Source organism: Acinetobacter pittii ATCC 19004 = CIP 70.29 (assembly GCF_000369045.1).
Lineage (GTDB): Bacteria > Pseudomonadota > Gammaproteobacteria > Pseudomonadales > Moraxellaceae > Acinetobacter > Acinetobacter pittii.
The window spans coordinates 808,806-832,567 of sequence record NZ_KB849786.1; the positions used below are offsets into that span (position 1 = coordinate 808,806).

General features: G+C 38.7%; 22 protein-coding genes. 8 read left to right on the top strand and 14 right to left on the bottom strand.

Going from position 1 to position 23,762, the window contains the following annotated elements:
- Positions 1–13 precede the first annotated feature (13 nt).
- Genes F928_RS07970 through F928_RS07980 form a run of 3 tightly spaced genes read left to right on the top strand, consistent with a single transcriptional unit; the run spans position 14 to position 2,143 of the window.
- Complete coding sequence (locus F928_RS07970) at positions 14–610, top strand: alpha-E domain-containing protein (protein ID WP_005073585.1); 597 nt, start codon at positions 14–16, stop codon at positions 608–610.
- 2 nt (positions 611–612) lie between these two features.
- A complete protein-coding gene (locus F928_RS07975) occupies positions 613–1,392 on the top strand; it encodes a transglutaminase family protein (protein WP_005073586.1) in 780 nt (259 codons plus the stop codon).
- Between the two features lie 16 nt (positions 1,393–1,408).
- Positions 1,409–2,143 carry a proteasome-type protease gene (locus tag F928_RS07980; protein WP_002119721.1) on the top strand — a complete coding sequence of 245 codons (735 nt, stop codon included), beginning with the start codon at positions 1,409–1,411 and terminating at the stop codon, positions 2,141–2,143.
- A gap of 61 nt (positions 2,144–2,204) precedes the next feature.
- Here the strand turns inward: F928_RS07980 and alr are convergent, their stop codons facing one another.
- From alr to ppsA, 12 genes are all read right to left on the bottom strand, one after another.
- The gene (alr, locus tag F928_RS07985; RefSeq protein ID WP_002119694.1) at positions 2,205–3,275 is read right to left on the bottom strand and encodes an alanine racemase; all 1,071 of its coding nucleotides are present in this window, start codon (positions 3,273–3,275) and stop codon (positions 2,205–2,207) included.
- 32 nt (positions 3,276–3,307) lie between these two features.
- Entirely contained in the window at positions 3,308–4,753 is a 1,446-nt protein-coding gene (gene dnaB, locus F928_RS07990) for a replicative DNA helicase (protein ID WP_002119718.1), read from the bottom strand.
- A 198-nt stretch (positions 4,754–4,951) separates the two neighbouring features.
- Positions 4,952–5,398, bottom strand: a complete 447-nt coding sequence (gene rplI / locus F928_RS07995) for a 50S ribosomal protein L9 (protein ID WP_000382591.1) — start codon at positions 5,396–5,398, stop codon at positions 4,952–4,954.
- A gap of 8 nt (positions 5,399–5,406) precedes the next feature.
- Entirely contained in the window at positions 5,407–5,634 is a 228-nt protein-coding gene (rpsR, locus tag F928_RS08000) for a 30S ribosomal protein S18 (protein ID WP_000090661.1), read from the bottom strand.
- A gap of 11 nt (positions 5,635–5,645) precedes the next feature.
- Entirely contained in the window at positions 5,646–6,029 is a 384-nt protein-coding gene (gene rpsF, locus F928_RS08005; protein WP_002119610.1) for a 30S ribosomal protein S6, read from the bottom strand.
- Between the two features lie 182 nt (positions 6,030–6,211).
- Entirely contained in the window at positions 6,212–7,090 is an 879-nt protein-coding gene (cyoE, locus tag F928_RS08010; protein WP_005073589.1) for a heme o synthase, read from the bottom strand.
- 10 nt (positions 7,091–7,100) lie between these two features.
- The gene (gene cyoD, locus F928_RS08015) at positions 7,101–7,430 is read right to left on the bottom strand and encodes a cytochrome o ubiquinol oxidase subunit IV (RefSeq protein ID WP_000094534.1); all 330 of its coding nucleotides are present in this window, start codon (positions 7,428–7,430) and stop codon (positions 7,101–7,103) included.
- Positions 7,430–8,050, bottom strand: a complete 621-nt coding sequence (gene cyoC, locus F928_RS08020) for a cytochrome o ubiquinol oxidase subunit III (RefSeq protein ID WP_002119759.1) — start codon at positions 8,048–8,050, stop codon at positions 7,430–7,432. The genes cyoD and cyoC overlap by 1 nt, the downstream gene beginning before the upstream one ends.
- A 4-nt stretch (positions 8,051–8,054) precedes the next feature.
- On the bottom strand, positions 8,055–10,046 hold the full coding sequence (gene cyoB, locus F928_RS08025; protein WP_005068497.1) for a cytochrome o ubiquinol oxidase subunit I: 1,992 nt from the start codon (positions 10,044–10,046) through the stop codon (positions 8,055–8,057).
- A 3-nt stretch (positions 10,047–10,049) separates the two neighbouring features.
- Entirely contained in the window at positions 10,050–11,102 is a 1,053-nt protein-coding gene (cyoA, locus tag F928_RS08030) for a ubiquinol oxidase subunit II (protein ID WP_002119579.1), read from the bottom strand.
- Between the two features lie 316 nt (positions 11,103–11,418).
- Positions 11,419–12,174: an RDD family protein gene (locus F928_RS08035; RefSeq protein ID WP_002119677.1), complete on the bottom strand. Its 756-nt coding sequence runs from the start codon at positions 12,172–12,174 to the stop codon at positions 11,419–11,421.
- Between the two features lie 64 nt (positions 12,175–12,238).
- Entirely contained in the window at positions 12,239–14,626 is a 2,388-nt protein-coding gene (gene ppsA, locus F928_RS08040) for a phosphoenolpyruvate synthase (RefSeq protein WP_005803576.1), read from the bottom strand.
- 147 nt (positions 14,627–14,773) lie between these two features.
- Here ppsA and F928_RS08045 point away from each other — a divergent pair, with 147 nt between their 5' ends.
- The 5 genes from F928_RS08045 to pgaD all read left to right on the top strand — a co-directional run bounded on the left by F928_RS08045 (position 14,774) and on the right by pgaD (position 21,962).
- Positions 14,774–15,610, top strand: a complete 837-nt coding sequence (locus F928_RS08045) for a posphoenolpyruvate synthetase regulatory kinase/phosphorylase PpsR (protein WP_002119749.1) — start codon at positions 14,774–14,776, stop codon at positions 15,608–15,610.
- A gap of 388 nt (positions 15,611–15,998) precedes the next feature.
- Positions 15,999–18,437, top strand: a complete 2,439-nt coding sequence (gene pgaA, locus F928_RS08050; RefSeq protein ID WP_005073592.1) for a poly-beta-1,6 N-acetyl-D-glucosamine export porin PgaA — start codon at positions 15,999–16,001, stop codon at positions 18,435–18,437.
- Positions 18,437–20,260, top strand: coding sequence for a poly-beta-1,6-N-acetyl-D-glucosamine N-deacetylase PgaB (pgaB, locus tag F928_RS08055; RefSeq protein ID WP_005073594.1), 1,824 nt, complete (start codon positions 18,437–18,439; stop codon positions 20,258–20,260). Before pgaA ends, pgaB begins: the two co-directional genes overlap by 1 nt.
- Positions 20,260–21,507 carry a poly-beta-1,6-N-acetyl-D-glucosamine synthase gene (gene pgaC / locus F928_RS08060; protein WP_005073596.1) on the top strand — a complete coding sequence of 416 codons (1,248 nt, stop codon included), beginning with the start codon at positions 20,260–20,262 and terminating at the stop codon, positions 21,505–21,507. The genes pgaB and pgaC overlap by 1 nt, the downstream gene beginning before the upstream one ends.
- On the top strand, positions 21,504–21,962 hold the full coding sequence (gene pgaD, locus F928_RS08065; RefSeq protein WP_005073598.1) for a poly-beta-1,6-N-acetyl-D-glucosamine biosynthesis protein PgaD: 459 nt from the start codon (positions 21,504–21,506) through the stop codon (positions 21,960–21,962). Before pgaC ends, pgaD begins: the two co-directional genes overlap by 4 nt.
- Positions 21,963–21,999: 37 nt before the next feature.
- Here pgaD and F928_RS08070 read toward each other — a convergent pair whose 3' ends face one another.
- Together F928_RS08070 and yhbW are read right to left on the bottom strand one after the other, a co-directional pair.
- Entirely contained in the window at positions 22,000–22,563 is a 564-nt protein-coding gene (locus tag F928_RS08070) for an NAD(P)/FAD-dependent oxidoreductase (protein ID WP_005073599.1), read from the bottom strand.
- A gap of 148 nt (positions 22,564–22,711) precedes the next feature.
- Complete coding sequence (yhbW, locus tag F928_RS08075) at positions 22,712–23,716, bottom strand: LLM class flavin-dependent oxidoreductase (protein ID WP_005073602.1); 1,005 nt, start codon at positions 23,714–23,716, stop codon at positions 22,712–22,714.
- Positions 23,717–23,762: the final 46 nt, after the last annotated feature.

Below are 23,762 nucleotides of genomic sequence, written 5' to 3' on the forward strand. Positions count from 1 at the left end.
AAAGAGGAACTTTATGGTTTTACTCAATTCGAGTGCGCATCAAATATATTGGTTGGGCCGATATTTGATGCGAGTTAAATTTGCAGCTTCTTATTTACCCTTTACAGAAGATGAGAAAGCAACAAGATTTGCAGCAGCATTTGGTTTGGTCATAGAAAATGCTGAATTACTAAATCACTATATGTTAGACAAGAAGCAAACATTTTCATTACTGAACCAGCTCATTATTGCTAAAGATAATATTCAGGAACTAAGAGGTATTTTGTCATCACATGCTTATGCAGAATTAAATAATGTGATTAATACGCTTCAAGCTCAACCTGATGCATTGAGTAAAGCGGTCGAACAATGCACGCAAATACTAGAAGCGGAACATGAAGATGTTCGTTTATTTTTGCATTTAGGCCAAAAAATAGAGCAATTTGATATAGAACTGCGTTTTGGAGAAGATTTATCTGTTCTCATACCAGAGCTAGATATAGTGGTGCAACAGCTCGTTAATTTGAATTGGGAAAATATAGATGAAAATTGGCAAGCACTAAAGCAGCAACTTACGTGGGACGCTTACTATACTTTTACACAGCAGTTGGAAAATATGTTTGAGGGCTGATTATGAAATTGATGGTTAATCATCAAACGCATTATAGCTATACTGAAACTGCTCGGAACAGCATTCAGTATATTAAAATGATGCCTCAAACATCGCCTCATCAACATGTTATGAATTGGGCAATTAGCGTGCCGGGTGAGAAAACAATAAAGAGAGATATATTTAACAATGTATGGATGACGGCTAGTCAGCGTTATCCATACCAACATCTTACATTTATGGCCCAAGGAATTGTTGAGCTTCAAAATGTAGAACTAGGTTGTGTAGATCTCTCTACACCTACAAATTTGTTTTTGCAGATGACAGGTGCAACTCGATGTGATTCGGAAATGTTGGACTTTGCCAAAAATATTGTAGTGGTCAAGGACCGACAGCATATTGCGTTATTAAGCGAATATATCTTGCAAAAAATACTTTATCAGCCTGAAAGTACTTCGGTTCAGACAACTGCGATTGAAGCATTTCATGCGGGTCAAGGTGTATGCCAAGATCATGCTCACATTTTAATTGCGATGTGTCGTGCGCTACAATTACCTGCACGTTATGTCTCTGGTTATCTATTTGATCAAAACTATCCGCACCTTGCCAGTCACGCTTGGGCGGAGGTATTTTTAGAAAATCAGTGGTATTGTTTTGATGTAAGCAATCAGTTGTTTACACCCAAACATCACATCTACCTTGCAGTAGGACGTGACTATCTCGATGTGGCACCTATTCGTGGCGTAAGAGAGCAAGGTGGAGTTGAGAACATGATGTCTGTGGTTCAAGTGTTGGCATGTTGAATGTAAAGAGAATGAAATGACCTATTGTTGTGCGCTAAGATTGGAACAAGGTTTAGTGTTTATTAGTGACACAAGAACCAATGCAGGAGTTGACCATATTTCTGTGTTCCGAAAACTGCATACTTTCGGTGTTACCGGAGAACGTTTTATCGCCTTGCAAACTGCAGGTAACTTAGCAACAACGCAAGCTGTTATAGGTCATTTACAAAATGCCCTGACTTTGCAGCAAGAGCCTAATCTATATAGTGTTAATACGATGTTTGAGGCGGCTGAACTAATTGGCAAAACCTTAAAAACTGTTTTAGAGGATATTAGTTCGGACACTCAAGAACAAATGAATTATGCCTGTAGTATTTTGGTGGGTGGGCAGATTAAGGGTGGTGACATGCAACTTTATAATGTCTATCCACAAGGCAATTTCATTTGCGCAACTACAGATACACCGTATTTTCAAATAGGTGAAAGTAAGTATGGAAAGCCTATTCTGGATCGAGCTTTATATTATGCAATGCCACTAGACGATGCATTACGTTGTAGCCTGATTTCTTTTGATTCGACTTTGCGTTCAAATGTTTCTGTTGGCTTACCACTTGATGCATTGGTCTACATTAAAGATAGCTTTGTTATCCCCATGGGAAAACGAATAACCGAAGATGATCCTTATTTCTCACAGATTAGTAAACAATGGTCAGATACTCTTCGTCGGGGTTTACAGGAAATGCCAAAGCCTACAGATGATTACTGGCGATAAATTTTGAATGTTTAAATAAAAAAAATCCAAGCATGCTTGGATTTTTTTTATATTTTATTATTTAAGTACTTTTACGAGTGGGGCGATTGCTTAATCGACAGAGTAATTCATATCCTATCGTTCCGTTTGCATCCGCAACATCATCAACTAAGCGATGTGGACCCCAGAGTTCAACTGGAGTGCCTAATTTTACTTTCATGCCTGTCACGTCGATTGCAATCATATCCATACTCACTCGCCCTACAACCGCACAGGGTTGTTTATCAATAGCGACATAGTTCGGTTTAATATAAGCTCGTGGATAACCATCACCGTAACCTATAGAAACAATTGCAATATCCATTGCTTGAGTGGCACAGAAAGTTGATCCATAACCGACATGTTCATTAGTTTGAATATGGTTGAGTGCAATTACTTCTGCTGAAAAAGTCATCACTGGTTTTAAGTCAAGATCATGGACTGTTTGATCTGCAAAAGGTGAGGCGCCGTAAAGCATGATACCCGGACGAACATAATCAAAATGTAACTCTGGCCATTTATAAATAGCAGCAGAATTACAGCAAGAAGCTAACACTGGATCACAAGCTTGTTTAACTTGTAGAAATTGTTGTTTTTGTTGCTCGTTAAGTGGATGGTCTACATCTGCATTTGCGAAATGCATTGCAAGTACACAAGTAAATCCTTCAGATTTTAAAGTCTTAATAACTTCAATAATTTCTGGATTTTTAAAACCTAACCGGTTCATCCCACTATTAAGTTTAACCCAGACTTTTAAACCTTGATTGATGTACGCTTGTTTGTGTTTAATCAACCATTCAAACTGTTGTTGATGGTGAATGATACATTCAAATTTTTGTTTAATTGCAATTGGCATTTCATCTTCAGAAAATACCCCTTCAATTAAAGTGACAGGTTGTTGAAATCCTAATTCACGAATTTCCAAACCTTCTTGTAGGCAGGCGACACCAAAGGCATCTGATGCATTTAAGGCTGCTAAACAGTCTTTGATTCCATGTCCATAAGCATTGGCTTTTACCATACTTACAATTTTTGAATTTGTTGCGAGTTGTTTGACACGGTTTAAGTTATATTGAAGTGCATTGCGGTCAATATAAACTGTTGCTTGGCGCACCCTCATTTACTCCTTTGGGCTAGAGATAGAGCTTATTCTTCATCATCATATTGGCTGTAATACTCAGGAGAGAGATTACTAAATCGAGTATATTGACCTTCAAAAGCAAGACGAACTGAACCAATTGGACCGTTACGCTGCTTACCAATAATAATTTCTGCAGTGCCGGCCTCTTTTGACTCTTTGTTATAAACCTCATCACGGTAAATAAACATAATTAAGTCGGCATCCTGCTCGATCGCACCGGATTCACGTAAGTCGGACATTACAGGGCGTTTATTTGGACGGTTTTCCAGACTTCGGTTAAGCTGAGAAAGTGCAATAACAGGACATTGCATCTCTTTCGCCAATGCTTTTAAGCTACGAGAAATTTCTGAGATCTCGCCTACACGGTTATCACCCATGCCCGGGACTTTCATGAGCTGCAAGTAATCGACCATGATACAACCGATTTTACCATCATGCATTTTGGCAACACGACGAGCACGGGCACGAAGTTCAGTTGGAGGTAGGGCAGATGAGTCATCAATATATAGATGCATTTGTTGAAGCTGCAAAATTGTGCCAGTCACCTTGGTCCATTCATCTGCATCGAGGTTACCAGAGCGTAAATGTCCTTGATGGACTTTACCCATTGCGGAAATAAGACGCATCGCAATAGAGTCTGCTGGCATCTCCATTGAAAAGACCAGAGCAGGTAACTTGTTATATTGCAAAACACTCTCAACCAAATTCATGGCAAAAGTAGTTTTACCCATTGATGGGCGTGCAGCAACGATAATTAAGTCACCAGGTTGCATACCAGATGTTTTATTATCAAGTTCTAAGAAGCCAGTCGTTAAACCTGTAATATTGCCATCTAATTTTGAAAGCTCATCAAGCTTACTAATTACGTCTGCGGTAACAGAACTAATAGATTTAGGACCAGCATCTTTTTTATTGTTATTGTGCTGTTCTGCTAATGAGAAAATACTTGTTTCAGCTAAGTCTAAAATTTCACTTACACCGCGGCCTTTCGTGTCATAAGCATTTTGCAAAATTTCAGTACTAACTTTAATCATGCTACGAAGCGTAGAAAACTCTTTAATTTTAGTGGCATAAGTTTCTAAGTTATAGAAACTTGAAGGTGAGTCAGCCATGAGCTGCATTAAATATTCTTCGCCACCGATAGCATCAAGTAAATTTTGTTTTAAGAGCCAGTCACTTACTAAGACAGCATCATAGGGTGAGTTTTCTTGTGCTAATTTCTCGATTGCACGAAAAATATATTTATGGCGAGTCGCGTAAAAATCATTTTCTTTGAGTACATCATTAACTTGTTCGAAAGATTCTGCAACTGTCATCAGGGCAGCTAGAACAGCTTGTTCAATAGCTAAATTGTGTGGGGGAGTGCGAAACTCTTTAAGTTGGCCTGATTCACTCGTTTTATTTTCTGTTGGAGATGAAAGCGCTAAAGAAGTGGCATTCGCCTGAGACATAATTAGACCTGATGATAAAGAAATGTGTACACAAAGAGGCTGTAAAGCCGAGAACTATCTTAAAACAAAATTAAATAAACTACCTAATTAAAAAACCAATTAAACTGAAGAACTGATCAGGAATTAATATATCTTATTTTAAAATTTGAAACATAAAAAAAGAGCATGCAAAAGCATGCTCTTTTTTTTGATGAGAAATTACTCAGATACGATAGTAACGAGAACTTCTGCAACAACATCATGGTGCAATTGGATTGCGATGTTGAATTCACCAGTGTGACGAAGCGCGCCATTTGGTAAACGAACTTCTGCACGGTCAACTGTAAGACCAGCATTCGTTAATGCGTCAGCGATGTCACGAGTACCGATAGAACCGAAGAGTTTACCTTCGTCACCAGCTTTAGCAGTGATAACGATGTTAACTTCGTTCAATTGTTCAGCACGTGCTTGAGCAGCAGCTAAAACTTCAGCTTCTTGCTTCTCAAGTTCAGCGCGACGAGCTTCAAAAGCAGCAGTGTTAGCTTCAGTAGCTGCAACTGCTTTACCTTGAGGGATAAGGAAGTTACGGCCGTAACCAGCTTTAACTGATACTTTATCGCCTAATTTACCAAGGTTCTTAATGCGTTGTAATAAGATAACGTCCACAGATCACCTCACTTATGGTTGTCAGTGTACGGAATCAAAGACAAATAGCGAGCTTGTTTGATAGCAAGTGCTAATTGACGTTGATAACGAGCTTTAGTACCAGTGATACGGCTAGGAACAATCTTGCCGTTTTCAGTGATGTACTGTTTTAAAGTGTCGATATCTTTGTAGTCGATGTACGCAACATTCTCAGCTGTAAAGCGGCAGAACTTGCGACGACGGTAAAAACGTGCCATTGATGTTCTCCTTATTCAGCTTCTTGAGCAACTTGCTGTGCTTCTTCGCGTTGAGCTTTACGCGCACGCTTTTCTTCAGCACTCTTAGCAAGCAATGACTCTTCAGTGATTGCGTGTTCACGACGGATGATAAGGTTACGAATGATCGCGTCGTTATAACGGAATAATTCTTCTAACTCATCAAGCGTAGTTTGACCACATTCAACATTCATAAGAATGTAGTGCGCTTTGTGAATTTTGTTAATTGGGTAAGCCAATTGACGACGGCCCCAATCTTCTAAACGGTGAATTTGACCTTCAGCTTCTTTGATCTGAGAGATATAGCGTTCAACCATACCTACAACTTGATCGCTTTGGTCTGGGTGTACCAAAAGTACGATTTCGTAATGACGCATTGTCAGCTCCTTACGGTTTAAACAGCCCCTAATAAAAAAAATTAGAAGCAAGGAGTCATAACTTAATAAGTTATGTCGCAAAAATTGCGAAGGCTGAATTATAGGTAAAAGTTCGACTAAAAACAAATCTTTTGATCAGAAAAGTAAAACTTCTTTACTATAAAGAGGAAATCCTCTCTTGTTTAAAAGAGAGGAAGATTTGGAGCAGGGGATTGATAGGTAAAGCTAAAGCTCAAACTTAACAGGGTAATTAATATGACCGAGTACAGGAAAAAACGTTTAGCCCACAATTGATCATTTACGGCTTTAAATCCAATAACTGATAAATATAACCAATATGCAGTCAAAGCATTAAAGGTAATTAAAAAGAATACATTGGTATAGCCAAAACAATATAACCCATTTAAAACAGCTGCAAATAATAGGATATAGATTACACATTCAATTTTCGTACGATAAATAGAACGTGCTACAGGCAAAATTGGAATTCCCGCATTTTTGTAATCATCAAAACGATAAATTGCAATTGCCCAAGAGTGAGGCATTTGCCATAAAGCGTATGCTAAAAACAAAAGCAAGGCTGCCACATCAAATTGATGAGTTACTGCTGTATAACCAATAACAGGAGGGCTCGCTCCGGAGATACTACCAATGACGGTTTGATGGATTGAAGTACGTTTGGTCCACAAGCTATAAAAACCGACATAGACAATAAAACCAATCATTGCAAACAAAAATGCATAACCATTTACACCGAACCACAAAATGCTAAAACCAATTACTCCAAGCACTAATGCATATATCAGCGCAACAGTAGGAGAGATTGTTTTTTTAACAAGTGCACGGTTTTGAGTGCGCTGCATCTTTGTATCAATATCTTGATCTATAACATTATTAACCACACAACCAGAAGCCACAACTAAAGTTGTTCCAAGTAGGGTGAGAAGTAATAATAAGATGTCTATAGAGCCTTGGGCGGCTAAGAAAAAGCCGCCCAAGGTGGTAATGAAATTACCGAAGAGAATTCCTGGTTTAGTCAGGAATAGATATTTTCTCAACATGACAATCAGTTTAGATCATCATATTGTAGTGAAGGTAATTCATAATCCACACAGAACCGATTAAAAGTACGGCGATACATAGGATTGTGTAGATGAATGCAATCATATTCCAACGTTGTTCAGATGATGTATTCATGTGTAGGAAGTACACAAGTTGTACAAGAACCTGAGCAACCGCAGTGATTGCAATCACTGTAACTAAAAGACCACGACTGAAACCACCCGCCATCACCATCCCGAAAGGGATGATGGTGAGGATAACAGAAAGGATAAATCCAACAGTGTATTGCTTAAAGTTACCGTGTGACGCACCAGCAGCATTATGCTCATGACTACTCATTAGAGAACTCCCAGTAAGTAAACGACGCTGAATACACAGATCCAAACGATGTCAAGGAAGTGCCAGAACAAGCTTAAGCAAGCAAGACGACGTGTATTCGGTAAAGTCAAACCTTTAGTTTTGATTTGATACATTAATACTAGCATCCACACTAAACCAGAAGTTACGTGGATACCGTGTGTACCAACCAAAGTAAAGAACGATGATAAGAATGCACTGTGAGTTGGACCATGGCCTTCATGTACAAGGTGATGGAATTCATAGACTTCCATTCCAATGAACGATGCACCAAAAAGGAATGTAATAAATAACCAAGTGATAACTTGATTTACATTCTTTTTATAAGATGCAAGTACAGCAAAACCAAAGGTTACCGATGAAATCAATAAGGCAAATGTTTCAGTTAACACGAAGCCTAATGAGTCATGGAATAGGTCATATGCGCTTGGAGTGCCTGCTGGAACATGACTGCTTAATACAGCGAACGCAATGAAGAGTGATCCGAAAAGAATCAAGTCACTCATCAAGTATGTCCAGAAACCAAAAACCGTTAAGTCGGTATCATCATGTTCATGATGACCGTCATGGCCGTGGTTGTCGTGATGAAGTACTTCAGCCATTTCCTTAGTCCTTCTTCAAGTGTTTTTCAAGTAAAGCATAGCGTTCGTTTTCAATACGCTCAACTTCAGCAGCAGGAACGTAGTAGTCAACATTCTTAGTGAATGAGCTTACGATCAAGCTAACAACAGCTGCAACGAATGAAACAACAACGAGCCACCAAATATGCCAGATGAGTGCAAAGCCAAGAAGAGTAATGAACATTGCAATGACAAAACCAGCAGCACGATCAGTCGGCATGTGGATGTCTTCATATTTAGTGTTACGTGCGTATGCTACACCATTTTCTTTGTCAGTCCAGAAACGGTCGATACCGCTTGCATCTGGTTCATGTGCAAAGTTGTAGAATGGAGCAGGGGAAGAGGTCGCCCATTCAAGCGTACGAGCATCCCATGGATCGCCAGTAAGGTCCATGTTGTCTTTGCGTTGTAAGAAACCAACGATGATTTGCATTAAGAAACATGCAATACCAATCGCAACAAGAACAGCACCAAATAATGCAATCGCAAGGTACGGATCCCATTCAGGGTTGTCATATGTATTCAAACGACGAGTCATACCCATGAAACCAAGGATATAAAGTGGCATGAATGCAAAATAGAAACCAAAGAACCAGAACCAGAACGCAGCTTTACCCCATGCTTCGTTGAGCTTCCAACCAAACATTTTTGGCCAGTAGTAAATGATGCCGGCAAACATACCAAACACCACACCACCGATAATTACGTTATGGAAGTGAGCGATCAAGAATAATGAGTTGTGTACCAAGAAGTCCGCAGGTGGAACAGCCATAAGTACACCAGTTAAACCACCGATACCGAATGTTACAAGGAAGCCAAGCGTCCATAACATTGGAGTAGTAAAGGTGATGCGACCTTTATACATGGTGAATAACCAAGAGAAGATTTTAACACCAGTAGGAATCGCAATAACCATGGTCATGATACCGAAGAACGCGTTAACGTTCGCACCAGCACCCATGGTGAAGAAGTGGTGAAGCCATACAACAAACGCAAGAACAGTAATCGCGATAGTTGCATACACCATAGACTTGTAACCGAACAACGCTTTACGAGAGAAGGTTGCAACGATTTCTGAGTATAGACCAAATGCTGGTAATACCAAGATATATACTTCAGGGTGACCCCATGTCCAGATCAAGTTCACATAAAGCATTGGGCTACCGCCAAGCTCATTTGTGAAGAAATGGAAGCCGAAGTAACGGTCTAGAGTAAGCATTGCAAGTGTACCTGTTAATACAGGGAATGATGCAATGATTAATACAGCCGTACAAAGTGAAGTCCACGTGAAAATAGGCATATCCATTAATTTCATGCCCGGTGCACGCATTTTGATGATGGTAACGAAGAAGTTAACACCAGATAAAAGCGTACCTAGACCAGAAACCTGAAGTGCCCAGATATAGTAGTCGACACCTACACCAGGAGAATATTGAATGCCAGATAGAGGAGGGTAAGCCATCCAACCAGTCGCAGCAAATTCACCTAACACAAGTGAAAGCATCATCAAACCAGCAGCACCAGCGAATAACCAGAAGCTTAAAGAGTTCAATAATGGGAAAGCAACGTCGCGAGCACCAATCTGTAAAGGTACAGAGATGTTCATCATACCTACAACGAGACCCATTGCTACGAAGAAGATCATGATTACACCGTGTGCGGTGAAGATCTGGTCATAGTGGTCAGGATGTAGATAACCTTCGCCGCCGCCTTTAGCGAGGAAAAGTTGTAAACGCATCATGATCGCATCGGCGAAACCACGCAGAAGCATGACAACAGATACGATGATATACATGATACCAATCTTTTTATGGTCTACCGTAATAAACCACTCATTCCACAAATATCCCCATTTTTTGAAATAGGTGATACCGCCAAGCACTGCAATTGCACCAATTGCCATAAGGACCATGGTGACAAGTACGATTGGCTCTGTCGGGATAGAGTCCCAACCCAGTTTACCAAAAATCATATCCATGTCTTATTCCCCTTGAGCAGCGTGTTCAGCTGCAGCATGAGTGTCAGCTGTTGCGTGTTCAGCAGAGTGGTCAACACCATGATAGTTACTCATATAGTGGTTGATAATTGTTTCAAACAATTTAGGCTCAACAGTAGAGTAATAAGTCACAGGGTGTGGCTTAGTCGGGAACGGTTTCATAGCTTCAGCTTCAGCAACTGCTTTTTCATCACCAGCAGCTTTAGCACGATTTACTAAATGCTCGATCTGATGCTTAGAACGGTTACCATCACGTAAGGTTGCCAATTCAGCTTGGTCAAGCGTAGTTTTTTGAACTGCTTCTGGGTTAATGGTTGAACCATTACCTGCTTTAACCGCTGCTACCCATTCGTTGAATTGTTGCTCTGTAACACTATGCGCCTTGAAACGCATTTGAGAGAAACCGTAACCTGAGTAGTTAGAAGAGAAACCACGATATACACCAGTTTCATTTGCTAACAAATGAAGGTGAGTTTGCATACCTGCCATTGCATAAATCTGGCCGCCTAACTGTGGAATGAAGAATGAGTTCATTGTAAAGTTAGAAGTGATTTTAAAGCTTAACGGAGTTTTTTCAGGGAAACGTACTTCGTTAACTGTTGCAATGTTTTGTTCAGGATAAATAAAGATCCACTTAAACTGTTCAGCAATAACTTGAATAGTTAAAGGTGCTTTATCTGATTCTAAAGGACGGTATGGGTCATACTTGTGGGAACCCCACCAAGTTAACCAAGCTAAAATACCAATAATAATGACAGGGATACCCCATACTACAACTTCAATTGCAGTTGAGTGTGCCCATGTAGGTTTATAGTCTGCATCTTTATTTGACGCGCGATATTTCCAACCAAACCATAATGCCATGATGATTGAAGGAATCACCACAAGTAACATTAAATAGATCGCAGTCATCATAAGGTCACTTTGACCTTGACCAACTGGACCTTTAGAGTTTAGAAGTACCATATCACCACCACACCCAGTCAAAAGTGCGGCAAGCGTTGATAAAGACAATACAGCTAAAATCGTTTGTCTCATTTTACAACCTCGGTGAAGAGTCCCATTCCCTAATTAAATATGGGATAGCGATTAAAGTGTCGCATGATTGAGAACGCTAATCCTTAAATTTAGACTTCTCAATTATATGACACCGCTACGTTGTAGGGCATTATGCCTCATATCGACAAACTAAGCTATACATAAAGTAGGCTGAAATAATTGTTTTAAAACCCGATTTTTTTTGTAGGGTATCGAATCGCAATAGAGCTTTTATTTAAATATCAACTCACTATAGAAAAAAGGAGGCGGGGTGCCTCCTCTTTTTTTAGACATTAAATGAATGAGTCATTCACTATCATTTGATCACTTTTGTTCTTGCAATTTTGTCATGTAAAGCTTGTCGCTTTTGTCCTAATGCAAAAGCGTAGTCAATAATTGTACTGATCGGCATAAACAATAAGTTTAATATGATAAAAACAATACTTCTTAATAAGAAGATGCGAGTTAAATTAACCTTGCTATTGTCCTCAGCATCTACAATTTTAATTCCAACAATTTTCTTACCTATACTCTGACCAAACTTTGTTAAAAGAACGGCTTGAATTGCAAGCATAATTACGACGTAAAGAAGCATTGAATGCCAAGCTTCTATTGGAATTAAAGTAAAAAGTTGCTGTTGCAATTCTGCAGCTTTAGTCGATGCGACTTCGGCAGATTGCATCTGTTTTTGCAGCTCGAATAATTGCTTATATTGAGCTTCATTAAAGAAAAAAGAAGGAATTGCAGCGATTGGTAACCAAAGCAATAAATCAATAATTTTTGCTAAAGCCCGAGCTGGAATAGATGCAAGTTCATGAACTTTAGGTTCTACACGAATTTGACGAATAGTTTCATTAGTTGATGTATTCGTATTTATTGTAGGTACAGAATAACCGATAGGTTGATATACAAGTTTACCTTGGGTTAATTCTCCTAAAGCTTTCCATTCTGTCATGCCTTCATGCCAAGCTAAATCAGTTAACAAAATTTGTTGGCTAGCCAACATTTGATTTACTTGTTCTAAAGTATAAGGCCCAGCTTGTTGATTATTACGTGCCAAGTAAATTTGCATAAATAAAAATTCTCTATTCTAAAGATGAAAAAAGACCCACGGATGGGCCTTTTTTTATAACATATTAGATTTGCTTGATTTTTTCTTCAGCAAGGAAGAACCATGTATCTAAAACTGAGTCTGGGTTAAGAGAGACAGATTCAATACCTTGTTCCATTAACCATTTTGCAAGATCTGGATGGTCTGAAGGACCTTGACCACAGATACCTACATATTTACCTGCTTTACGGCAGGCATGGATTGCCATTGAAAGAAGAGCTTTAACAGCTGCATCACGTTCATCAAATAAGTGTGAAACAATACCTGAGTCACGGTCAAGGCCTAACGTTAACTGAGTTAAGTCATTAGAACCAATAGAGAAACCATCGAAGTGCTCTAAGAATTGTTCAGCTAACAGAGCGTTAGTTGGTAATTCGCACATCATGATTACTTTTAATCCGTTCTCACCACGTTTTAAGCCATTTTGTGCAAGTAATTCAATAACACGTTTTGCTTCAGATACTGTGCGTACAAAAGGAATCATGATTTGAATATTGGTTAGACCCATTTCATCACGAACTTTCTTAAGTGCGCGACATTCTAATTCGAAACAATCACGGAAGTTATCAGATACATAACGGCTTGCACCACGGAAACCGAGCATCGGGTTTTCTTCTTCAGGCTCGTATAACTTACCACCAATTAAGTTTGCGTATTCGTTTGACTTGAAGTCAGACATACGAACGATAACTGGCTTGTCACCAAATGCAGCAGCAAGAGTTGCAATACCTTCAACCAATTTTTCAACATAGAAATCTACAGGTGATGCATAACCTGCGGTACGAGTTAAAACCGCAGCACGAGTTTCACGAGGTAGGCTATCAATATTGAGTAAGGCTTTAGGGTGCACACCGATCATGCGGTTAATGATGAACTCAAGACGAGCAAGGCCAATACCTTCGTTTGGAATTTGAGCAAAGTCAAATGCACGGTCAGGGTTACCTACATTCATCATAATTTTAAACGAAAGCTTAGGCATAGATTCGATTGAGTTGCGTTGAACTTCGAAATCTAAAGCACCTTCGTAAATGAAACCTGTATCACCTTCAGCACAAGAAACAGTTACTTCCTGGCCATCAGTTAATACTTCTGTTGCGTTACCACAACCAACAATCGCTGGTACACCAAGTTCACGTGCAATAATTGCTGCGTGACATGTACGACCACCACGGTTAGTGATAATTGCAGCAGCACGTTTCATTACCGGTTCCCAGTCAGGATCGGTCATATCTGATACAAGAACGTCGCCTTCTTGAACTTTGTCCATTTCTTTAATTGAGTTAACAATACGGACTTTACCAGAACCAATACGTTGACCAATTGAACGACCTTCACAAAGAACAGTACCTCTTTGTTTGAGAAGGTAGCGTTCCATAGTGCCTACATTTTGGCGGCTTTTTACAGTTTCAGGACGGGCTTGAACAATATAAATTTGACCGTCATCACCGTCTTTTGCCCATTCGATATCCATTGGAGCACCGTAATGCTGCTCAATGATAAGCGCTTGTTTAGCTAACTCTTGTAACTCATGGTCATTTAAAGCGAATTGTTGACGGTCTTGTTTTTCAACATCAACAACAACAACAGATTTACCCGCAGAACCTTCTTCACCATAAATCATTTTTTGGTGTTTAGAGCCAAGGTTACGACGTAAAACAGAATGTCTTCCTGCATTTAATAATGGTTTAGATAGGTAAAACTCATCTGGGTTAACGGCACCTTGTACAACCATTTCACCTAAACCGTAAGATGCAGTGATAAATACAACATCACGGAAACCAGATTCTGTATCAAGTGTAAACATTACACCCGCAGCGCCAGTTTCAGAACGAACCATACGCTGAACACCCGCAGAAAGTGCAACGATGTCATGATCAAAACCCTGGTGCACACGGTAAGAAATTGCACGGTCATTATATAAAGAAGCAAACACTTCTTTAATCGCAATAAGTACGTTATCAATACCGCGAATATTCAAGAAAGTTTCTTGCTGACCCGCGAAAGAAGCATCTGGTAAATCTTCAGCAGTTGCAGATGAACGAACGGCAACCGCGATGTCAGGGTTGCCGTTAGAAAGTGCTGTAAAAGCGGCGCGAATTTCTTGTTCTAAGGTTGCAGTGAGTGGAGTCTCTACAATCCATTGACGAATTTTTGCACCTGTTTCTGCAAGAGCATTTACATCATCGACGTTGAGTTGAGCAAGTTCTGCTTGAATTCGAGCGTTAAGACCACTTTGGTCTAAGAACTCACGATAGGCAGCAGCAGTAGTTGCAAAGCCACCAGGTACCGATACACCAGCATTTGATAAATGGCTGATCATTTCACCCAAAGATGAGTTTTTCCCACCTACGAGTTCGACATCGTGTTTCCCTAATTTTTCTAGACCGATTACGCGCGCTTCCAAAGTTTTCACTCCACTTTTGCAGTATTAATGTCTATCTTGGCATGAAATTATAAAAATAAAGTGCTTAGTTGAGAATTATACTAAGCGACAGTCATGTAAGATCAGTTTACTATAAAGATTATATAGCACTAAGACAAATGTTTAAGGAGAATTTTAATGTCAGAAAGTAAACAATTTAAGCGGAGTGTTTTTTTTATTTCTGATGGAACTGCAATTACTGCCGAGACTCTTGGACATTCGTTATTAGCACAATTTCCCAATGTAGATTTTGATATTCACATCATGCCGTATATTACAACTGAAGAGGCGGCAATGGATGTGGTGGTTGAGATTAATCGATGCCAAACCAAAGACGGTTGCCTACCTTTAGTATTTGATACTTTAGTCGATCCGCATGTGCGGGAGATTATTAATACGGCTAAAGCAGTTAATCTTGATGTCTTTGAAGGCTTAATTAGTAAACTTGAGCAAGAGCTTGGGACACCACCAACAACATTGGTCGGGCAGACCCACGCGGTAACCGATTCTGAATATTATAAAGCCCGTATTGATGCTGTTCATTTTGCGCTTGATAATGATGATGGAGCACGTACTCGTCATTATGACAAAGCCGATTTAATATTAATTGGAGTTTCCCGTTCGGGTAAAACACCGACTTCTATTTACTTATCTCTTCAATTCGGTATTCGTGTTGCAAACTATCCATTAACTGAAGAAGATTTAGATGATAACCGGTTACCAGCAGTATTAAGAGCTCATCGTAGTAAGTTATTTGGTTTGATGATTGATGCTGAGCGTTTGGTCGCAATTCGTAGTGAACGTAAAGCGAATAGCCGTTATGCAAGTTTTAGCCAATGCCAAATGGAGCTAAGAGCAATTGAAGGGATTTATATTTCAGAAGGCATTAAATATTTAAACGTGACCGAAATGTCGATTGAAGAGATTTCAACACGTATTTTACAAATGACGGGATTAAAACGTCGTATTGGTTAATTTAATCAAATGCTTATTTTGACCATTCAATTTTTGTATATTAGTTATAGATAAGTTGAATGGTTTTTTTATACATATATCTTAGTGAAAAATAAAAGTTTTAAATATAAAACAAAATGTTATTAAAAGGTTCTTATTGGTTATAAACCCGTGGATATTTTGAAACTCATTTGTAAATTTAAATAACTCTATTGAAAAGAAGTGTATATTTTTTATTGTGTTAAAAAATAGTAATTATTTAATTTTTCTAAATATTTTAGAAAATCATCCATAAAAAATCCATAATTTATAAAATGTTAAATGGTTCACACTTTTTTGGTGTTGTGTGATTAGTTTTTTATTTTAATTATACTTTCCCACCTCGATATGGGACTATCTGATTATCAAAATGCTAAAAAAATGTGTTTTTTCATTGGTATATATCTTGCCACTTAATTTATATGCCGCTCAAGTGGATGAATTGCGAGAGCAAGCTATTCATACTTACAAAACTGGACAAACTCAACAAGCAATATTGAAATTAGATCAATTGCTAAATAAATACCCACATGACCAAAAATTGCTAGCTGATTATTTAGTTGTAATGTCAAGTGAAAAAAAAGATCTACTGACTTTTTCTCAGCATTTAGCAAATATTAATTATGTGACTTTTCCAGAATATGGCCAATTACCATTAATACGTAATTTGCGTGATTTTAAACACTTTAAAGATGCAATTGAGTGGTCGAACAAATTTAATATTCACAAGACATCTGATGGGCAGATTTTATTAGCAGTTTTATATGCTGAAGCTCAAGATCCTGTAAATGCTAAGGTACATTTAACAAGTATTAAGAATAAAAATCTTACAGCTGAGCAATTTGTTCAAATTGCTTATGCATATCGACTCATTAATTCACCAGTAGATGCTTTATCTGTAATTGAGCAAGCTTATCAACAGCAACCAAACTCTTTTGCGGTTTTACAAGAATATAGTTATGACTTAGCGGCTGTAGGTTCCTATAAAAAAGCTCAGCAGTTATTGCTTGCCAGCGATAAAAATGCACAAACAGAAGCGCTACAGCACTGGTTAAAAGTCAGTGAGTTTTCTCAACGTGTAAATAATGCAATTACTCGCTATAAATATCTCAATCGAGAAGGGATGTCGGATAGTGAAGGCTTTGCTGAGCTTGATGCTGTATTGAAACAAGGTGAGCAAATACAGCCTTTGATTCAACCGTCAGACTCCAATTATTTAAGATTTCATTATGACTATTTATATGCTTTGGACTTTCGTGGGCGTAGCCGTACGGTATTAGATGAATTTACTAAATTAAATGTACCGTTAGAAAAGCTACCGGCTTATGTACGTCATGCGATTGCGGATAGTTATTTAGCAGAAAGACAACCGCAGCAGGCTGAACTCGCTTTTAAAACCTTACTTACCGAAAAAAACTATTCAGATATGACGGTATATACGGGGCTTTATTATTCTTATATTGAACAAGAAAAATATAAACAAGCTGAGCAACTTTTGAATGATGTTGATCGGTTGATCCCTACGTATAAATACAGTCAAGCCAAAGGGGTGGATAAATCAAGTCATCCTGATCGTGATGATTATATCGCTTTACAAGGCATGCATTTAGCTTATGCAAATCATTTGGATAAATCAGAAAAGCATTTTCAGAAACAAGTAGATCTTGCACCTGCTAATCAAGGTTTAATTAATAACCTTGCTCGTGTTGAGCGCTGGAGAGATAAGCCATTACAGGCGAAGCAAACAATTGATCGTTTAAATGGCTTAACGCCAGTTGCTAAAGATACGCGTATTAACCAAATGCAAAATGCCCAGGCTTTAGGGAATATTCCTGAGTGGCGCAAAAGCACAGAAAGTCTTTTGCAATATTATCCTGAAGATAGTGGCGTAGTTAAAAGTCGAAAAGAATTAGATGATCGTGATAGAGCAACCATCTCTCATTCAACAACTTGGGGCCAAAGTAAAGCAGAGAAGAGTGATTCTGTGAGTGGGCAAAATGGTTTGAAAGACCGCGAAATAGAAACGCGTATTAATAGCCCTTGGATTAAAGATAATTATCGCCTATTTGCTTGGCATCAAGATCGTTACGGAGAATACCGTTTTGGTGATGTGCATGATCAACGTTATGGTGTCGGTGCTGAGTGGCAAGAAAACCGTAAGGCATTGTCGGCAATTTTGTCGCAAAGTACTGATGGTGGACAAGCAGGTGTTCGTCTTGATTGGTCACAATGGCTAAACGACCACTGGCAATATCAATTGCAATATGACAGTCAGGCTAATATTCCATTACAAGCAATTGATGCGGGTGAGGATGGACAAGCTTACCGCGCCGCTTTGACATGGCAAAAAGATGAGTCACGCCAAATTGGGGCAAGTTATGGCTTAACCGATATAAGCGACGGTAATAAACAACAAGAATTTTCGACCTTTTGGCGTGAGCGATTATTTGATGCGCCTCATCATATTACCTATGGAACGGTACGTGGATTTTATGGCAGCAATAGCCAAGATGAGACCGCTTACTTTAGCCCAAGTAATCATTACAGTGCTGAGTTGAATTTAAGTCATGACTGGGTCACTTGGCGAGAATACGAACGCTCATTTAAACAGCATTTTGAAGCTGGAGTCGGGCTTTATAAACAAGCAGATTACTCAGCTCGACCAACATACTCTTTGCAATATCAACATCAATGGCAGCTCTCACGGACTTGGCAACTTAATTATGGAATTGGTTGGCAATACCATCCATACGATGGTCATGATGAACAACATACCTACGGTATTTTCGGATTTGAAGGGCGTTTTTAATGAATAACATGATGTCAAAAATGTTGAGCTGTGTGTTTGCCTCAACATTATTACCCGTACAATTTGCCTATGCCCGCATTGAAACTGAACTACCAAAAAATCATACGGTTTCGTTAACTTTTCATGATGTACGAGATGACGTACTCAAGGAAGGTGATCGTGATATTTATGCGATTCAGACCAATAATCTGGCGCAGTTTCTCGATTGGCTTAGTCAGTCGGACTGGAAACCGATTCGACTAAAAGACATTGAAGAGGCGCGCAAGCAAGGTAAAGAATTACCTCATAACTCTATTCTACTGACCTTTGATGATGGTGCTTTAAGTAGTTATAGCCGAGTATTTCCTTTGCTTAAGCAATATAAAATCCCAGCAGTTTTTGCACTTCCAACCAGTTGGTTAAATGGTAATATAAAAGCGGGTTATGAAGCCTATGGTCAAGGTAATTTGGTGAACTGGGCTCAAGTTCGTGAAATGCAAGCATCTGGCTTAGCCGAGTTTGCAAGCCATAGCGATGATTTACATCATGGTGTATTAGCCAATCCTCAAGGCAATGAGCAACCTGCTGCTACTTCTTATGCCTATTTAAAATCGCAATCACGTTATGAAACCGATGCGGAATATCAACAGCGCATTTTGCAGGATTTAAAAAAATCTTATGCAGTTTTAAAAAAAGAAGTAGGGGTTAATCCTAAAGCAATTATTTGGCCTTATGGCGCCGTGAATGAACAGTTAGAAAAGCTAGCACAACAGGCGGGTTTCCAGTTTTCATTCAGTTTGGGACGTGATGGAATGAATCGCGTAAGTGACTCAACTTTTAAACGTAGCTTAGTCATTGATAACCCAACAGCCGAACAACTGACAGAGGGTATGTTAAATATCCTGAACTTCGAAGAGGCAGATTTATTTAAGCAGCCACGTCATTTTGTGAGTATGGATTTAAAGCACTTAGCAGCGCAACAAAACTCTCAGACTGATGAAAAATTAGGGCAGTTGCTATCAAAACTGTATAGTTTGAAAAACAACGCTTTAATCTTTAAGCCTTTGGAAGACAAAGATGGAGATGGGCAATATGATGTAGCTTATTTCCCTACAAATAAAATGTCTGTTCAACAAGATATTTTAAACCGTAGTTTATGGCAGGCTCAAACTCGCGCAGGCCAATCGGTAATATTAGAGTTGCCTGCTTATCCGCAAAAAAATAAACCATTTTTAACTGTAGATTTAGCTAAAGATATTGCGCGTTTTAACAGTAATTTAAGTGGTATTCAGCTTAATGCAGGATCATCTTTAAATTGCGCAATGCAAAAAATAACAGTGCAAGAAAGTTGTATTGAGCAATCAAAACAGCTCGAACAACTGAGTCAACTGACTAAAAAAGCGGTAAAACCTTATTTAAATATGAGTAATCAGGCGCAGTTTAGTTTATTGCTTACACCTGATTTAGATCATGTGGAAAATCTACCTGAGCTTATAAAAACACTTTTAATGCAACATGACTTAGTCAATTTGAAGTTTGATGTGATTGGTAAGAAAAAACAATTTAATCAGTTGTTAACGCTATTAAATACACTTGATGAAAATGATAAGCAAAGAATAATGCTGACTTTAGTATTACCAGAAAATTCGCAAAAAAATGCTTGGGAAGAGGTTCAGCAAGGACTATTTTCTATTCAGCGAGTAGGAATCCAGAAATTCGGTATTGATGGCTATGACTTTGAAAAATCAAAAGATGTTCATCAATATTTATATAATCCGCTTAGTCTGAATGCTAGCCCTGTGATGTATCAGCCTTTTGCTGGATTGGTAGAGGGGAAAAAGTAATGAGGGTATTACTCGATATTCTGTTTGCTTTTGCCTTTTTATATCCCTTACTGATGGCTTGGACATGGATGGTAGGGGGACTTTGGTTTTTCTTTAAAAGAGAATACCGCGAACAAGCGCTTCCTGAACCTACAGGTGAAGGATGCAGTATCATCATTCCGTGTTTTAACGAAGAAGCGCAAGTACGCCAAACAATTCGTTATGCGCTACAAACCAAATATCCTAATTTTGAAGTCATTGCTGTTAATGACGGAAGTAGTGATAGGACCGCCGAAATTCTAGATGAATTGTCAGCGCAAGATTCACGACTTCGGGTTGTACACTTAGCAGAAAATCAGGGTAAGGCCGTAGCTTTAAGATCGGGAGTACTGGTTAGTAAATACGAATATCTTGTTTGTATCGATGGAGATGCGTTGTTGCATCCGCATGCGGTACTTTGGTTAATGCAACCATTTATTAACTTCCCGCGAATTGGTGCTGTAACAGGTAATCCGCGAATTTTAAACCGATCTAGTATTTTAGGAAAATTACAAGTTGGTGAGTTTTCTTCGATTATTGGTTTGATCAAACGTGCACAACGTACATATGGTCGTATTTTTACTGTATCTGGTGTGATTGCAGCATTTCGTAAAACCGCACTGGTTCGAGTCGGGTTTTGGTCTGACGATAAAATTACCGAAGATATTGATATTTCATGGAAGTTACAGCTCGACCATTGGGATATTCAGTATATTCCGCAAGCACTTTGTTATATCTATATGCCTGAGACATTTAAAGGTCTATGGAAACAGCGTCTTCGCTGGGCGCAAGGTGGGGTAGAGGTTCTTATAGAATATATTCCACAAATGTTCAAACTGCGTGTTCGAAGAATGTGGCCGGTCATGATTGAGGCGCTAGTCAGTATTATCTGGTCTTATGTGATGATCATGATCTTCACGCTATTTTTTGTTGGATTATTTGTTGAACTGCCTCAGCAATGGCAGATCAAAACGCTTATGCCACAGTGGTACGGTATAATATTAGGCGGAACATGTTTGATCCAGTTTTTAGTGAGTTTGTGGATTGATCATCGTTATGACCGAGGGCGTTTTTTTAGAAATTACTTTTGGGTGATTTGGTATCCGTTATTTTTCTGGCTACTGACTTTGTTTACAAGTGTTGTTGCGGTACCAAAAACTTTATTTAACACAAAAAAACGTGCTCGTTGGGTAAGTCCAGACCGAGGCTTCCGTGGAGATAACCCATGAAACTTGAGGAAAATAAGGATATAGAGACTTTAGATATCCCTGAATATATTGATCAGCCGGAATATGTCAAAAATAAAACAGCAAACTATACATTACAAACCATTGGCTGGATTTGTTTAATGTGGCTGCTTTTCCCATTGGTTTCACTGTTTTTATGGGTTTTTGAAGGTCACTTAATTTATGATTACGTCTGGGTAGACCACTTATCAGAAGTTAAGACCTTATTACATTTAGCATTAATGATCGGAATTAGCGCGCTTATTTTAATTTTATGGGCAAGTTATAACTGGATTAGGTTTAGTGGTGAGGACCGACGTGCTAAGGCACCTAATAGTTCTGTAGAATTATTAGCGGCCCAATTTTCAGTTACTTCCGACATGCTAAATGATTTGCAAGAAAAACAGCGCATCATTTTGCATTACGATGATCATGGTAATTTGCAAAAATATGAGTAAATAAAAAAGCATGGCCTAAAACCATGCTTTTTTACTTTTATGGGATTGCTCTGATAATAATATCAACAGGTTGTTCTATACCATCCATGCTGTGAACAGATCTATTGGTAATTTTAACAATTGGCCATGTTTGCAATTTACAGTTGGGTTTCTGAAGTGCTGCATAATAACTGTCGGATTTAAAAAATACTTTTTTGGTGGTTGCAGTATTGGGAGTCAAAAGACGCTTAAGCCATGGTTCGTTTACTTGAGTTTCTAGAAAACGTAGTGCCAGAATGCTTTTAACACGATTATTAAATAACCTGCGGTTTTTGATAATAAGTGGGTGGGTAATTAACTTATGCGTACCCATCTGACTATGGGGCAAAATAAAATGAGGAGTGATTTGGAAGACAGTCACAAATTTTGCTTGCTGACAGATTTTTTCAAGATGAGTCACGCTATCTTGATTTGTACCAATAATCGCGACAGATGAATGTGAAAAGTCAAAATCTTTAATTGACGTTGAGGAAATCACTTGACCAGTAAAATCTTCGAAATCTTGAGAGATATTCTGAAAAATTACTGATTTTGAAGTGTTATTTTTAATATTAATACTCATTTTCCAAAAGTCCTTTTGGTTTTTTAAATCATGATGTTTTTATCGTTTTAATATAAATAACCAAGCAGGAAGTTGGGGTAAAGTCTTTTCAGATAGATGGTCATCCCATACTCGAAATCAATTCAAGTATGGGAGCTTGAAGTAGAGTTTAATGTTCTGTTTTTACATTCATGAGCTGTGTAAAGCTTTCTAAACGTTTAGCTGTATCGTATACATCACATGTAAAAATAAATTCATCAACATCATACGTCGCTAATAACTTTTGTAAGCCAGAGCGAACAGTATCTACAGAACCAATTTGCGCCATTGCATAGAAGTTTTCGACAGAAAGTTGTTCTGCTGTATTCCATAATCCCTGCATTGATTCAACTGGTGGTTTCAGCTTTAAGCTTTCTCCACGAATTAAACCTAATACGCGTTGGTAGGCACTTGTTGCTAGAAACTGTGCTTCTTCATCTGTATCTGCTACAACAACAGGCACACCCATTGAAACATATGGCTTATCTAGATACTCAGAAGGTTCAAAGTTCTCCCGATAAAGTTGAATCGCTTGACCTAACATACGTGGGGCAAAATGGGATGCAAATGAGTAGGGAAGTCCAAGTTTTGCCGCGAGTTGTGCACTAAATAGGCTAGATCCAAGTAACCAAACAGGAACATGGGTGCTTTGCCCTGGTGTTGCAATAATTTTTTGTTCTGCTTGAGGTACATCGAAATATTTTAAGATTTCGGCAACATCTCGAGGAAACTGATCTTCTGTTTCTTGATGGCCACGACGTAAAGCTCGCATGGTGAGTTGATCTGTACCGGGAGCACGGCCTAAACCAAGTTCAATACGATTTGGATATAAAGTAGCAAGCGTCCCGAACTGTTCTGCGACAACTAAAGGGGCATGGTTAGGAAGCATAATTCCCCCTGAACCTAAGCGAATATGCTGTGTATGTGCTGCAATAAAACCGAGTAAGACAGCGGTAGCTGAACTTGCGATTCCATCCATGTTGTGATGTTCCGCAAGCCAGAAACGTTCATAACCTAGTTTTTCTGCATGTTGTGCCAATTCTAATGCGTGACGTAATGAGAATTCGATGGTTTTATCATTACGAATAGGAGCAAGTTCCAAAATGGAGAACTTGGTATCTTGAAGTGATCGCATGCGATATTCTCGAATAAGGATATATCGAAATAATACGATATATAGG

Bases quoted from the DNA above. Each gene is read 5' to 3' on its own strand.
- F928_RS07975 (WP_005073586.1), top strand. From the start codon at position 613: ATGAAATTGATGGTTAATCATCAAACGCATTATAGCTATACTGAAACT.
- pgaA (WP_005073592.1), top strand. From the start codon at position 15,999: ATGCTAAAAAAATGTGTTTTTTCATTGGTATATATCTTGCCACTTAAT.
- cyoB (WP_005068497.1), bottom strand. From the start codon at position 10,046: ATGGATATGATTTTTGGTAAACTGGGTTGGGACTCTATCCCGACAGAG.
- rpsF (WP_002119610.1), bottom strand. From the start codon at position 6,029: ATGCGTCATTACGAAATCGTACTTTTGGTACACCCAGACCAAAGCGAT.
- pgaD (WP_005073598.1), top strand. From the start codon at position 21,504: ATGAAACTTGAGGAAAATAAGGATATAGAGACTTTAGATATCCCTGAA.
- F928_RS08045 (WP_002119749.1), top strand. From the start codon at position 14,774: ATGTCAGAAAGTAAACAATTTAAGCGGAGTGTTTTTTTTATTTCTGAT.
- F928_RS08070 (WP_005073599.1), bottom strand. From the start codon at position 22,563: ATGAGTATTAATATTAAAAATAACACTTCAAAATCAGTAATTTTTCAG.
- F928_RS07980 (WP_002119721.1), top strand. From the start codon at position 1,409: ATGACCTATTGTTGTGCGCTAAGATTGGAACAAGGTTTAGTGTTTATT.
- cyoC (WP_002119759.1), bottom strand. From the start codon at position 8,050: ATGGCTGAAGTACTTCATCACGACAACCACGGCCATGACGGTCATCAT.
- yhbW (WP_005073602.1), bottom strand. From the start codon at position 23,716: ATGCGATCACTTCAAGATACCAAGTTCTCCATTTTGGAACTTGCTCCT.
- F928_RS07970 (WP_005073585.1), top strand. From the start codon at position 14: ATGGTTTTACTCAATTCGAGTGCGCATCAAATATATTGGTTGGGCCGA.
- cyoA (WP_002119579.1), bottom strand. From the start codon at position 11,102: ATGAGACAAACGATTTTAGCTGTATTGTCTTTATCAACGCTTGCCGCA.
- dnaB (WP_002119718.1), bottom strand. From the start codon at position 4,753: ATGTCTCAGGCGAATGCCACTTCTTTAGCGCTTTCATCTCCAACAGAA.
- F928_RS08035 (WP_002119677.1), bottom strand. From the start codon at position 12,174: ATGCAAATTTACTTGGCACGTAATAATCAACAAGCTGGGCCTTATACT.
- pgaB (WP_005073594.1), top strand. From the start codon at position 18,437: ATGAATAACATGATGTCAAAAATGTTGAGCTGTGTGTTTGCCTCAACA.
- cyoE (WP_005073589.1), bottom strand. From the start codon at position 7,090: ATGTTGAGAAAATATCTATTCCTGACTAAACCAGGAATTCTCTTCGGT.
- pgaC (WP_005073596.1), top strand. From the start codon at position 20,260: ATGAGGGTATTACTCGATATTCTGTTTGCTTTTGCCTTTTTATATCCC.
- rpsR (WP_000090661.1), bottom strand. From the start codon at position 5,634: ATGGCACGTTTTTACCGTCGTCGCAAGTTCTGCCGCTTTACAGCTGAG.
- cyoD (WP_000094534.1), bottom strand. From the start codon at position 7,430: ATGAGTAGTCATGAGCATAATGCTGCTGGTGCGTCACACGGTAACTTT.